At 66.0% G+C, this 13,006-nt stretch carries 11 protein-coding genes; 3 read left to right on the top strand and 8 right to left on the bottom strand.

Annotated elements, in window-relative coordinates; translation table 11 throughout:
• Positions 1-2: 2 nt before the first annotated feature.
• Positions 3-923, bottom strand: a complete 921-nt coding sequence (locus tag E8M83_RS23170; protein ID WP_137175716.1) for a LysR family transcriptional regulator — start codon at positions 921-923, stop codon at positions 3-5.
• Positions 924-1,028: 105 nt separating this feature from the next.
• Here E8M83_RS23170 and E8M83_RS23165 point away from each other — a divergent pair, with 105 nt between their 5' ends.
• Both E8M83_RS23165 and E8M83_RS23160 read left to right on the top strand, forming a co-directional pair.
• Entirely contained in the window at positions 1,029-2,357 is a 1,329-nt protein-coding gene (locus tag E8M83_RS23165; protein WP_137175715.1) for a hypothetical protein, read from the top strand.
• Between the two features lie 53 nt (positions 2,358-2,410).
• Positions 2,411-3,460, top strand: coding sequence for a porin (locus tag E8M83_RS23160; protein ID WP_137175714.1), 1,050 nt, complete (start codon positions 2,411-2,413; stop codon positions 3,458-3,460).
• Positions 3,461-3,476: 16 nt separating this feature from the next.
• On the opposite strand, the gene E8M83_RS23155 is transcribed toward E8M83_RS23160, so the two are convergent.
• The 6 genes from E8M83_RS23155 to E8M83_RS23130 all read right to left on the bottom strand — a co-directional run bounded on the left by E8M83_RS23155 (position 3,477) and on the right by E8M83_RS23130 (position 9,369).
• A complete protein-coding gene (locus tag E8M83_RS23155; protein ID WP_137175713.1) occupies positions 3,477-3,950 on the bottom strand; it encodes an RES family NAD+ phosphorylase in 474 nt (157 codons plus the stop codon).
• Entirely contained in the window at positions 3,947-4,486 is a 540-nt protein-coding gene (locus E8M83_RS26385) for an antitoxin Xre-like helix-turn-helix domain-containing protein (protein ID WP_229491839.1), read from the bottom strand. The genes E8M83_RS23155 and E8M83_RS26385 overlap by 4 nt, the downstream gene beginning before the upstream one ends.
• Positions 4,487-4,728: 242 nt before the next feature.
• Positions 4,729-5,757, bottom strand: a complete 1,029-nt coding sequence (locus E8M83_RS23145; protein ID WP_137175712.1) for a porin — start codon at positions 5,755-5,757, stop codon at positions 4,729-4,731.
• A 163-nt stretch (positions 5,758-5,920) separates the two neighbouring features.
• Entirely contained in the window at positions 5,921-7,114 is a 1,194-nt protein-coding gene (locus E8M83_RS23140; protein ID WP_137175711.1) for a histidine kinase, read from the bottom strand.
• Between the two features lie 117 nt (positions 7,115-7,231).
• Positions 7,232-7,999 carry a LytTR family DNA-binding domain-containing protein gene (locus tag E8M83_RS23135; RefSeq protein ID WP_137175710.1) on the bottom strand — a complete coding sequence of 256 codons (768 nt, stop codon included), beginning with the start codon at positions 7,997-7,999 and terminating at the stop codon, positions 7,232-7,234.
• A 71-nt stretch (positions 8,000-8,070) separates the two neighbouring features.
• Positions 8,071-9,369: a sensor histidine kinase gene (locus E8M83_RS23130; protein WP_137175709.1), complete on the bottom strand. Its 1,299-nt coding sequence runs from the start codon at positions 9,367-9,369 to the stop codon at positions 8,071-8,073.
• A 276-nt stretch (positions 9,370-9,645) separates the two neighbouring features.
• Here E8M83_RS23130 and E8M83_RS23125 point away from each other — a divergent pair, with 276 nt between their 5' ends.
• Positions 9,646-10,584, top strand: coding sequence for an exopolyphosphatase (locus E8M83_RS23125; RefSeq protein WP_137175708.1), 939 nt, complete (start codon positions 9,646-9,648; stop codon positions 10,582-10,584).
• Positions 10,585-10,586: 2 nt separating this feature from the next.
• On the opposite strand, the gene E8M83_RS23120 is transcribed toward E8M83_RS23125, so the two are convergent.
• Positions 10,587-12,947, bottom strand: a complete 2,361-nt coding sequence (locus E8M83_RS23120; RefSeq protein WP_137175707.1) for an EAL domain-containing protein — start codon at positions 12,945-12,947, stop codon at positions 10,587-10,589.
• Positions 12,948-13,006: the final 59 nt, after the last annotated feature.

Below are 13,006 nucleotides of genomic sequence, written 5' to 3'. Positions count from 1 at the left end.
GCCTAGGCGGCTTGCGCCGGCATGCGCCTGGCCAGCGCCACCATGTGGCCGACCGGCGGGCGCTGGCCGTCGTCGCGCCACATCATCGTCAGCGGCGCGGCCAGGGTCGGCGGCGCATCCTGGATCGTGCAGTAGACAACGCTTTGGGCATGGAGGCCCTGCATCGAGGCTGGCACCGCCGACACCCCGGCCCCGGCCGCGACCAGGCTGATATTGGTCAGCATGCGCTCGACCTCGATCGCGACGTGGGGCACGAAGCCGGCCTGGACGCAGGCTTCGATCAGGTTGCCGTACATGCCGGGAGCGCCGCTGCGCCGCACCAGGATGAAGCGCTCGTCGCGCAGGGCCAGCAGCGGCACCGCCGGCCGCGTGCCCACGGCGTGGCGCGGGATCGCCGCATGGCCGCTCGGCAGCACCAGCAGCATCTCTTCTTCGAGCAGGGTGTGGAAGGTCAATCCTTCCGGCCGGCTGACGGGGCGGCGCAGGAAGGCGATGTCGAGCTTGCCCTGCGCGACCGCCTCGGTCAGCTCGGCCGCGTTGCGTTCGCAGAATTCGAGCGCGACTTTCGGCCACTGTTCGCGGTAGGCACGGGTCAGCGCCGGAATGGCGTGGTGGGCTGCGGCCGAGCTGGTGAAGCCGATCGACAGGGCGCCCTCGACGCCCTGGCTGGCGCGCTCGGCGCGCTCCACCGCCATATCGAGCTGCAGCAGGATGGCCCGCGCTTCTTCCAGGAAGACCTGGCCGCCGGCGGTCAGCGCGGCGCCCTTCGGATGGCGCCGGAACAGCTCGAAGCCGAGCTCCTGCTCGAGCGCGCGGATCTGCTGGCTCAGCGGCGGCTGCTGCATGCCGAGGCGCTCCGCCGCGCGCGTGAAATGGCCTTCCTCGGCGACTACCACGAAGTAGCGCAGGTGTCTGAGTTCCATGTCTCCCCTCAATATTTTTTATGTATGGAGATGCTTCTTTCAAGATATTTTACATTGAAAGACGAGCTCATTAGTATGGATGAATACTTACAACGGAGATCGATCTTGCCCACCCTGCCACGCTGTATCGCCGCCGCCGTCCTGGTCCCGGTGCTGGCCCTGGCCGCCATGCCGGCCCTGGCCCAGTCCGAAGCGGCCTGTCCCGCCGAGCTCACCGAGGTGGCGCGCTGCTACCGCGGCGCCGACCACAACGGCGCCAATTACTGGATCGCCATTCCGCACCAGTGGAACCGCTCGCTGGTGGTGCATGCCCACGGCGGGCCGCGCATGTCGCACGCCACCAACGACAATAACGTGGAAGACCTGGAGCGCTTCGCGGTGACGGTGAAACAGGGCTTCGCCTGGGCTGGCTCGGCCTATCGGCGGCCAGGCTATGGCGTCAAGCTGGCCGCCGAAGACGTCGAGAACCTGCGCCAGCTGTTCGTGGGCCGCTTCGGCCAGCCGCGCCGCACCATCCTGCACGGCCAGTCGTGGGGCGGCAATATCGCCGCCAAGGCGATCGAGATGTTTCCCGGCGCCGGCGACGGCAAGCCGGCTTACGACGGCGTCGTGCTGACCAACGGCATGCTGGCCGGGGGCACCCGCAACTACCTGCACCGCGCCGACCTGCGCGCGGTCTACCAGTTCTATTGCAATAACCACCCGCGCCCGGACGAGCCGCAGTATCCGCTGTGGATGGGGCTGCCGCCGGCTGCGACGCTGAAGAACAAGGAACTGGCGGCGCGCGCCGACGAATGCCTGGGCCTGGCGCGGCCGGCGGCCGAGCGCAGCCCGGCGCAACAGCGCCGGCTCGCCAACATCCTCGGCGTGATTCGCGTGCCCGAACGCTCGCTGCAATCGCACCTGAACTGGGCCACTTTCACGTTCCGCGACCTGGTCCAGCGCATCGGCCATGGCAACCCGTTCGACAACCGGCACGTGGTCTACCACGGCTCGGACGACGATGCGGCGCTCAACCGCGGCGTACCGCGCTTCGACGCCGACCCCGCCGCGGTCGCCGCGCTGGCCGCGGAGTCCGACCTGGGCGGCAAGGTCGACGTCCCGGTCATCACCCTGCATGCGATCGACGATCCGGTGGCCATGGTCGAGTACGAGGACGCCTACCGGGCGACCCTGCAGGCGGCCGGCCGCGACCACCTGCTGCTGCAGGCGTATACCCGCGAAAAGGAACACAGCAAGCTGGCCGACCCGCAGTACGTGGCGGTGTTCGCCACCCTGATGGGCTGGATCGACAGCGGCAAGAAGCCCGCCGTCGCCGACATCGAGGCCGCCTGCGCGACCGCTTCCGCGCGGTTCGCCGGCGGTTGCCATATCGACCGCGACTACCGTCCGGCGCCGCTGTTCTCGCGCGTGGCCCCGCGCGCGACGCCCTGAGGGGCATGAAATGCCCGTAGCACCACAAGCATAAATAAAACCAGGAGACCACCATGAAAGTCCGCATCGCCGTGGCGCTGAGCGCCACGCTATCCCTGCACGCCCATGCCCAGGGCAACGTCACCGTCTATGGTTCCTTCGACGGCGGCGCACGCCACGAAACCAATATCGACCGCGACGGCAATAACCTGACGACGATCAGCTCGAACGGCACCTTCCGGCCGAACCGGTTGGGTTTTCGCGGCAGCGAAAGCCTGGGCGGCGACGTCAAGGTCAATTTCGTCCTCGAACTGGGCTACAACACGGGGACGGGCGCGCTCAATAACAGCAACGGCATCCTGTTCCAGCGCGCCGCCAATGTCGGCATCTCGAACCGCCACCTGTCGCTGGAGGTCGGGCGCAACTACTCGGCGGCCTACCGCGCGATCCAGGCCTTCGATCCCTTCAAGTTCCGCTATCCGAGCATCACCTACGTGCTGTCGTCGACCAACGGCATCCGCAAGGACAACGACGTGCAGGTCACCGGGCGCTATGGCCCGTGGACTGCGCGCCTGGAATGGGCGCCGGGCGAGATCGCGCAAGACAGCGAGGCCGGCACCACCAAGGCGGTCGCGCTGAACTATTCGAAGGCCGGGCTGAAGGCGGGGGCCTCGTACTCGATGTCGAAGGGGAATGCGGGCACCAATGCCGCACCCGACTACCGCGACTACGACCACATCGCCTATGGCGCATCGTATGATTTCGGCGCCTTCTCGCTGGCCGTCGGGCACGTCGAGCAGGAACAGGACACCGTCGCACGGGCGGGGACGCAGGAATGGAACTGGGTCGGCGGCAGCTACCAGATCGCGAAGAACGTCGATTTCACGCTGGCCTGGTACCGCAACAAGGTATACACGGCGCGGCAGACGGCTGAGGCCGCCGTCGGCGACGGTCAGAAGGACCTGTTGATGGCGGGTGTGAGCTACGACCTGTCGAAGCGCACCACGCTGTATGCCGAGATCGACCGGACCCGGCTCAAGGGCGGGCTCGCCAGGGGCGGTTCGACGCGGCTCGACCAGGACCGGCAGAGCGGGGTCGCGGTGGGCATGATGCATTCATTCTGATGCGCCGCGGCAGCGATCAGGAAAAGAGCCTGGGATCGTAGAGCCAGCGCTTGAGCGTGCCGGCGGCGATACCTGCGTCGCCGGCGTGCGCGGGATTGATCAGCACATTGCATTCGTCGGGCACGATCACCGATGGTATGAGCAGGAGGGCGCTCGCCGCCGACGCGATCCAGGCATCGCCGGCCTCGATCGACGCCCGTCCGGCTGGAATCGCATCCCAGCCGGCAGGCGCAGGATCCAGGACCTGCCGTGCGGCCCAGACGCCATCGGGAATGTCGATCCGGACGAGGTAGCGGTTGAACGGCAGGCTGTCGCGCCTGAAATGATGCACCGTTTCGAGCGTGGCCAGGGCGATCGTAGCGGCGCAGTAGACGACCGGAACGCCCTTGCTGTTCCAACGCCCGCCGGTCGTCTTGGCGCCCAGGCCTGCCAGGTCGTGCGCGCTGTAGTCCGGTGTCTCGACGGCGATCCGCCAGGCCGCGACGGTCACGCATACACCCCGCTCTGGCTCATCGCGAGCAGGTCGGCCAGCATGCGCTGGCCTTCAAAGGTGTCCATATAGCTGGCAGGGGTGGCGCCGGCCAGCGTCGGCGCCGGATTGACGAGCCAGGCGGCGAACCAGCGCGCCGCATCGAAGCCTTCGGGGGCGCCCGATTCTTCCACCATGGCCTGTACCTTGCCGATCAACATTTCGACGCCGAGCACACGCTCGGACTCGTCCCTGGACAAGAGGCTGTCGTGTTTTTCCTTTCGACTGATCGTGGCGCGCGACAGGCCAAGGCTCGAGAGCAGGATTTCCTTGCTGATGCCCATGCGCGCGGACAGGTCGCCGATGCTCGCTGCCGGGACGCCGTGCCGGATGAGCGCGATCCTGGCTTGCGGATCGACATGGAAGGCGCTGCTCGCTTCGGCGACAGCATGGCCGTGCACGCCGCGCCGCGCCCGATAGGCGGGGAGGCCGGTATCGTCGCGGCCGGTGGAAGGAGGAGTGCGGGTCGATGCCTTCGGTTTTTTGGGGCTTGACATGATTGTCTCCAGTGAGACAACAGTCTAGTCCAACTGAGACTCCGGCCGAATTGCACTTTGCAGATCGTTGAGCGGTAACAAACACTTGCGCAGGATGGCTTGACTGCGACTGTAGTATGACAAAACGCCGGCATGCCGGCGTCGAGCATCCCGGCGCGTGCGCGTCGGTGTGGATGCTGTCGCACGCCGCCGTGAGCGGCGTGCGAGGTCCCGCGTACTTGCGAGCCTGCCGGGGCAGGTTCTTAGAACGAGTGACGCAGGCCGACGGTGAACACCGACGGATCCGAACCCAGGGCGGTTGCCGGCGGGGTCACGTTGTTCGACGAAGCATTGATGCCGAACACGCCGCGGCTGTTGTTGCGCAGTTGGGCGTAGGTCGTGTAGATGTTGGTGCGCTTGGACAGCGAGTAGGTGTACGACACCGACACGGTGTTGCCCTTGGCATCGGTATTGTCCTGCTTCTGCTGCTGGAAGTTCAGGAAGAACTTGTTGGCGCCGACGGTGTACGATGCGCCGATGTTGGCGTTGGTGTATTCAGGATCGACGGCGGTGCCGGTTCCTTCGATCTCCGCCTTCATCCAGTTGCCCTTGATTTCGAACGCGCCGAAGTTGTAGCCGGCGCCGAATGCCATTTCCTTGTCGTCGCCTTCGTTCAGGCGCTCGGTGGCGTGGTAGCCGGCGCCCAGGTACAGGCCGCCGTTCTTGTATTCCAGCGACACGCCCAGCAGGTCGCCCGACGGATCGACGGTTTTTTCACCGGTCGAGTAGGCGGCGTTGACGACGAAGCCCGACAGCGAGTTCGATTTGTAGTTGACCGAGTTGGCCAGGCGGCGGGTCAGGCGGTTGGTGCCGAAGCCCGACAGGTTCGAACCGTACAGGCCCTGGCCGTTGATGTCCGAGGCAGCTGCGACGGCGGCGATCGGCGAGTATTCGCGACCGACGGTCAGGGTACCGAAGTCGCCCTGCAGGCCGACCACGGCGCGGCGGCCGAAGGTCTGCGAGTCGGTGGCGCCGGTGTCGAGCGACACGCCGGCTTCGATGTTGAACAGGGCTTTCAGGCCGTTACCGAGATCTTCGGTGCCGCGGAAACCGAGGCGGCTGCTCGACTGGTTGCCCGAGCTGACGGTGGTGCGACGGTCTTCGCCCGGCGCGTCGGTGTCTTCCAGGGCGATGGCTGCGTCCATCACGCCGTAGATCTGGACATTGGTCTGGGCTTGGGCGAACAGTGGCAGGGACGACAGCACAGCGGCGGCCAGGAACTTATACTTCATGAAGATCTCCAGTTTAGTTTCGACAAGATGTTGAGTTAGCAAGTCAACTCAGATCGACAGCGATCTTATCGAGCCAATATGTCGAGTTCATGACATCCTGACTATGTTGTTTTTACGCAATAGGTCGAACAATATTCTTTACATTTGTCCTCGGCGCAGCCGGTCACACCACGTGGCCGGATAGCGGAAACACGATGTCGATGCGGGTACCGGGCGGTTCGTCGCCGGCGATCGTGATGTCGCCGTGCATGGCCCAGACCCGTTCGCGCATGCCGACCAGGCCCAGCGACTGGGCTTTTTCCATGTCTTCGGCGCGGATGCCGCGGCCGTCGTCCTGGATCGTCACCAGCAGCTCGCCATTGGTGCGGTACAGGTTGAGCAAGACGTTCTGCGCTCCTGCATGGCGCGCGATATTGGTCAGTGCTTCTTGCACGATGCGGAATACGGCGGTGCTGGCGGCATCGTCCAGGCGCAGTTCGGCCTCGTCGGCCAGCAGGATGCAGGCGATGCCATGGCGCTCGACGAACTCGTCGCGCAAGCCCTGCAGCGCGAAATACAGGCCGCCCTCGTCGAGGGCGCGTGGACGCAGGTTGGTGGCGATGCGGCGCAGCGACGTGATGGCGGTGAGGAGATTGCTTTCCATGCCCGCGATCAGGCGCACGCTGGCGTCGGGCAGGTGGTCGACCCGGGTCAGCAGGGTCAGGTCCATGCGTAGCGAGGCCAGCAGCTGGCCGAGGTCGTCGTGCAGCTCGCGTGCGATGTGGGTGCGCTCTTCTTCGCGGATGCTCTGCAGGGCCGAGGACAGCTGGCGCAGCTGGTCGTGCGAGCGCGCCAGCTTTTGCTGCACCAGGTGGCGCTCGGAGACGTCGCGCAGGATGACCGTAAACACGGGCCGGCCGTCGTGCTCGATGCTCGAGATCGATCCTTCGACGGGAAACAGCTGGCCGCCGCTGCGGATGCCGGTGACGGCGTAGTCGGTGGCGCGCCTGCCCGCGCGGCCGCCGCCGGCCGGAAAATAGTCGAGCGGGGTATGCGCGTCGGGCGTGGGCGGCTGGATGAAGCGCGACAGCCGGGAGCCCTGCATGGCGCTGACGCTGGAATTGAACATCTGGGCCGCAGCCGGGTTGGCCAGCAGGATGGTGGTGTCCTCGTCGACCGACAGGATGGCGTCGCTGGCGCTGTGGACGATACGTCGACCGTCGAATCCGCGGCTCTCGAAGCCGCGCAGGCCGCGCTGGGGACTGCGGGCCCGGCGCAGGGCGGCCGCCATATTGCCGGCGCAGTAGCCGCCCACGAAGCCGGCCACCAGCACGGCCTGACCGGTGCGGCGACTGCGTGCCCTGCGCTGAGGTCTCATGCGGGATACATATATAGAGGAAAAGGCCGCGCACGCGACCCGGGTCCTCTACATTACGCGCACCAGGCGGGGAGGGCGTTGAGGGCAGACAAGGCGCCCGAATGCCGCCCCCGGTCCCTACATCTGCTTAAACAGGTGCAAGAAACTGCGGCTGACTTCGAGTTTCTCCGGGCGGCCCTTGACCAGCACCAGGTGGCGGCCGCGGATATCGCGCGTCACGCCCTCGATCGCATTCACATTGACCAGGGTCGCGCGGTGGATCTGCCAGAACAGCGATGGGTCGAGCTCGTCGGCCAGGTCGCGCACCGGCTTGCGGATCAGGGCCTCGAAGCTGGCCGTCTGCACGGCGGTATATTTCTCGTCCGAGCGGAAGAACAGGATTTCCTCGACCGGGATCATGCGCAAGTCCTGGCCGATGCTGGCCTGGATCCATTGCAGGTGCTTTTGCTTTGGCGCGGCGATCTTCTCGGCCAGCTGGCTCAGCATGGCCGACACGCTGTCGTTGACGTTGCCCGCCACTTCAGGCTTGTCCAGGCGTTCCTTGAGGCGGTCCACCGTGACCTTCAGGCGGTCGGGTTCGGTTGGCTTGAGTACATAATCGATCGCGCCGCGCTCGAAGGCTTCGACCGCATACTGGTCGTAGGCGGTGACGAACACGATCTGACTGCGCTCGCCGATCTCGCGCGCCGCTTCCATGCCGGTCTTGCCCGGCATGCGGATATCGAGGAAGGTCAGGTCGGGTTGCAGTTCGCCGACCAGTTGCACGGCTTCTTCGCCATTCTTCGCTTCGCCGACGATCTGCAGCTCTGGCCAGGCTTCCTGCAGGCGCATGCGCAGTTGTTCGCGCATCAGTCTTTCGTCGTCGGCAATAATCGCGGTAGGCATGGTGGTCTCTTTGCAGGTTTATTATGTAATGATTATTCAATGAAACAGGGCGGCAGGCAAGCCGGAGCGTTTCACCCCTGTTTCGACAACTGGTAGGGCACTTCGATCGTCGCGATCACGCCGCTCGGGCTGTTGGCGCCGATGTGCAGGCGACCGGCGTCCCCATGCAGCAATTTCAGGCGGTCGCGGATGGTCTGCAGGCCAAGTCCGGTGCCGTCGCTGGGCACCACGCCAAAGCCCACGCCGTCGTCGGTCACGGTCACGCGCAGCTTGCTGTCGGCCACCTCGGCCACGATCCTGAGCGTGCCGCCTTCGGGCTTGCATTCCAGGCCGTGCTTGATGGCGTTCTCGACCATCGATTGCAGCATCATGGGCGGGAAGGCCGCGCTGCGCAGGCCGTCCGGGATTTGCAGGTCGACCGTCAGGCGTTCTTCCATCCGCATCTTGAGCAGGGCGAGATAGGCGCTGACCATATCCACTTCGCGGCCCAGGCCGGTGAGCACGGCGTTGTCGCGCATCTGCGGCAGCACCGCGCGCAGGTACTGGATCAGGCTGCGCTGCATGGCCGAGGCGCGCGGCGGGTCGACCCGGATCAGGTGCTCGACCGAGGCCAGGGTGTTGAACAGGAAGTGCGGTTCGACCTGGGCCTGCATCATCTGCATCCTGGTTTCGGACAGCTGGCGCTGCATGGCTTCGCGCTCGGCGGCGGCATTCGCGACCTGCGCCTCGGCGTCGGCGCGCTTCTTGCCGCCAACCAGGGCCTTGGTGCCGAACAGGGCGAGCAGCAGCAGCAGCACGAAGTTCATGAACCAGGTCGAGGCCTGCTTGTGATAGCGCGACACCTTCTGTTCGGCGGCGTCCTCGACTGCCGCCTCGATCGCGTTCGACAATTCCTCGCCGATCTGCGGCGGCAACTCGATGTGGACCGAGTCGTCTCCCGGGTGGATATTGATGCCGCTGCCGCCGATGGATGGCGGATTCGGCGGCAGCGGCGGACGGGGCGCCTCTGGGGCCTCCGGATCCGCGGGCGCCGCCGGTTCGGCCGGCTCGGCGGGCACCGGTTCGGCCGGCTCGGCGGCGTTGCCACGCGCGCGGTTGCGCGGATTGAAGCGGATGCCGCTCTCGTCGATCAGGATGCTGGCGTCGCTGCGCCGTCCGGCCTCGCGCTCGGCGCGCGCGATATCTTCTTGCGCCGGGCCGTTGAACAATTCTTCTTGCAGGATGGCGGCGGCTGTCAGCGTCAGGCAGGCGAACAGCAGGAACTTCCACCAGGACAGCTGGGTCACCCAGGTCGCGACCGCGTCGAAGGCCCGGTAGAGCCGGGACAGGATGCCGGTCAAATACTGTTGTGTCGAACTGCGTGCTTGCATGGCGTCGTCAACCTTGTCTGTTTGTCATTGCCAGCCCGTGGCGGGCAATGGCGGCCGGTATCGCCGGTCTTGGGATGATGCAACTTTAACGCGCCGGGCGCGTCAGGGCCAGTCCCCTGCGACAGCCTGCAGGAATCGGGGAATGGACGGTATTCATGCGCTGGAAATGATCGAACTCAATAGCTGTTAATTAGAAACATTGCAATGTATGATGTTCCTCTCCGATGGCCGGGCCATGCCGGGACCAATCACAACCGACGACGAAAGGGTGTGCCGATGTCCGCTATTCCCCACAAATTCCGCCTCGTGACCCGCAGCGATTTCGACGGCCTCGTGTGCGCCGTGCTGCTCAGGCATCTCGAGCTGATCGACGACATCCTGTTCGTCCACCCCAAGGACATGCAGGACGGCAAAATCGTGATCACCGCCCGCGACATCACGACCAATCTGCCCTATGTCGCCGGCGCCCACCTGGTGTTCGATCACCACCTGTCCGAGACCATCCGCAATACCGGCCGCCGCGAAAACCACATCATCCACCCGGACGCGCCGTCGGCGGCGCGCGTGGTCTACGATCATTATGGCGGCGCGCGTACCTTCCCGGCGGCCTGGAGCGAGATGATGGCGGCCGTCGACAAGGGCGACTCGGCGCGCTTTTCTCGCGAAGAAGTGCTCGATCCGCAAGGCTGGGATTTGCTCAACTTCCTGATGGATGCGCGTACCGGCCTCGGCCGCTTCCACGATTTCAGGATCTCGAACTACCAGCTCATGATGGACCTGATCGGCCATTGCGCCACCCAGGACATCGGGCACCTGATGGCGCTGCCCGACGTCGTCGAGCGCAGCACCCTGTATTTCGAACACAGCGCGCGCTGCAAGGAACAGATCCGGCGCTGCGCGCGGGTCGAAGGCAACCTGGTGGTGCTCGACCTGCGCGGCGAATCGGTGATCTATGCGGGCAACCGGTTCATCATCTATGCCTTGTTCCCCGAGACAAATATCTCGATCCACGTGCTGTGGGGTGTCAAGCAACAGAATACCGTGTTCGCCACCGGTAAATCGATTCTCAACCGGACGTCGAAGACGAATATCGGCGCGCTGATGCTGGAATACGGTGGCGGCGGGCACGAGAATGCCGGCACCTGCCAGGTGGACAACGAGCTGGCCGAGGACGTGCTCGGCGCACTCGTCAAGCGCATCACCAGCGAAGGCTGATTTCAGGCGGTATGTTGCCGCTGCGCCAGCAGATGACGCGCCGCGTCGGCCGATAGTGGCGCGCTGAACCACTGTCCCTGCATCTGGTCGCAGCCGTGGTTGCGCAAAAACTCGACCTGCGCTTCGGTCTCGACCGCTTCGCCGACCACCGTGATGTCGAGGTTGCGGCCGATGCCGATCAAGGCCTTGGCCAGCGAGCCGCCGCGGCCGTGGTTGGCGATATTGTGCACCGCCATCTTCGACAGCTTGACCTGGCGCACCGACAGCTGCTGCAAGAAATTCAGGTCGGAGATGCCGCGCCCGAACTGGTCGATCGACAGCATCGCCCCGACGTCGCGCAACTGGGCCGCCAGGTCGCGGCCCAGGCCCGGGTTGCGGATCAGGTCGGCCTCGGGGATCTCGATCTCGAGCGTGCCGGGCGGCAGGCCGTAGCGCGACATGCGCTCGGCAAGGCCGGCGATGAAGGTGGGCCGGCTGTATTCGCGGTGCGAGACATTGACCGCCACCGGCAGCGCCGTGTAGCCGGCATGGCGCAGCTCGCGCGCGAAGGCGCAGGCGCGGTCCAGCACCCAGTTGCCGATCTCGACGATCTGCCCGCTTTCCTCGGCCTCGGCCAGGAAGGCGGCCGGCAGCATGATGCCGTGTTCAGGGTGGTTCCAGCGCAGCAGGGCTTCAAAGCCGCGCACCTTGCCGCTGCGCGCGTCCATGCGCGGCTGGAACAGCAGGAATAGTTCGTCGTCCTCGAGCGCGCTCTTCATGCTGCCGGCCAGGGCTGCGCGCGCCTCGCTGGCCGAGCGCATCTCGCTGGAAAAGAAGTGCACGCCGCCGCCGTTGTTCTTGGCGCGGTACATCGCCATGTCGGCCGCGCGCACCAGCTCGGCCGGACTGCGGCCGTCGTGCGGGAAGGCGGCCACCCCGAGGCTGGCGCCGACCGGGATCTCGTTGCCGCCGAAGGCCACCGGCATCACCAGGGCGCGGCGTACCCGCTCGACCATGCGCAGGGTGAAGCGCAGGCTGGGCTGGTCGACCAGCACCATCACGAATTCGTCGCCCGACATGCGCGCCACCGTGTCGCTGTCGCGCACGGCCGCCTGCAGGCGCCGCGCGACGACCTTGAGCACGGCGTCGCCGGCATCGTGGCCGAAGGTGTCGTTGATGGTCTTGAAGTTGTCGAGGTCGACCAGCACCGCCGCCACCAGCGTCTGGTGGCGCTGGGCCAGGTGCACGGCGTGGTCGAGCCGGTCCCACAGCAGCGTGCGGTTGGCCAGGCCGGTCAGGCTGTCGTGGTTGACCTCGTGTTCGAGATGGTCGGCGCGCTGCTTGCTGGCCGTGACGTCGACCAGGATGCCGACGAAATGCGTCACCTGGCCGTTGTCGTCGTGGACCGGCGTGATGTGCAGGTCGTTCCAGAACAGCTCGCCGTTCTTGCGCAGGTTGCGCAGCACCACATGCACGGAACGTTGCTCGTGCAGGGCAATGCGCATGCGACAGCGTTCGTCCGCATCCACGCCAGGCGCGGCCATGAAGCGCGGATCCTTGCCGATGACTTCGCTGGCCGAATAGCCGGTGAGGCGCTCGAAAGCCGGGTTCACGTATTCGGTGGGCTGGTCCGGGCTGCCGTTGCGGGCGATGATGACCCCGTTGCTGGCCGCGTCGAGCGCGCGCTTGTACAGGTTCAGCTGGCGTTCGCGCTCCCGCCGCTTGGAAATATCGATGCCCATGCCGAACAGGTATTGACCGCCGTTGCAGGCGATGCGGGCGCCGCGCAGCAGGATCGGCGTCTCGCGCCCGCTGCGCGACACGTAGTCGACTTCCATCTCGACTTCGGCGTTATTCTCGAACAGGCGATTGATCTTGTCGATCGCCTGCGGCCGGTCGCGCGGGTCCAGCATCTCGAAGGCATTGGTCACGGCGAGTTCTTCCGGCATCATTTCGCACAGCCGCTCGAGATTATGGTTCCACATCAGGATGCGGCCTTCCCGGTCGAGGATGTAGAACGTTCCCGGCAGCAGGTCGACGACGTCGCGCAAGGCCGTCGTGCCGATGCGCTCGCTTTCGGACAGGGTGCGGGCCGCGGGAATGACACTGACGCTGACACTGCGCGCCGCGCCGTCCGCATCGAACTGGGCTGCCAGTGCGACGCTGGCCGAGCGGCCCGCCGGCGCCGGCAGGTCGACGTGGCCAGCGCCGGCCTGGAGCAGGGCCGGCCAGGACGGCGCACCCAGGAGCTGGCCGGCATTGCGACCGAAGACGTCCGGCGCCGCCAGCCCGAACAGTGCTGCGCACCGGGGGTTCCAGGTGAGGATCGTGCCAGCCTCGTCGGCCAGGAAGCTGACCTGCTCGGAGGGGTCGAACGTCGACATGTCGGGCCGCCTTTCTCGCTGTCGCAGCGCGCCGCGATGCGGCTTGCGCTTGCGTGAAG

The sequence above is a fragment of the Massilia sp. HP4 genome (assembly GCF_005222695.1).
Lineage (GTDB): Bacteria > Pseudomonadota > Gammaproteobacteria > Burkholderiales > Burkholderiaceae_D > Telluria.
This window is presented reverse-complemented; position numbering and strand designations above follow the sequence as displayed.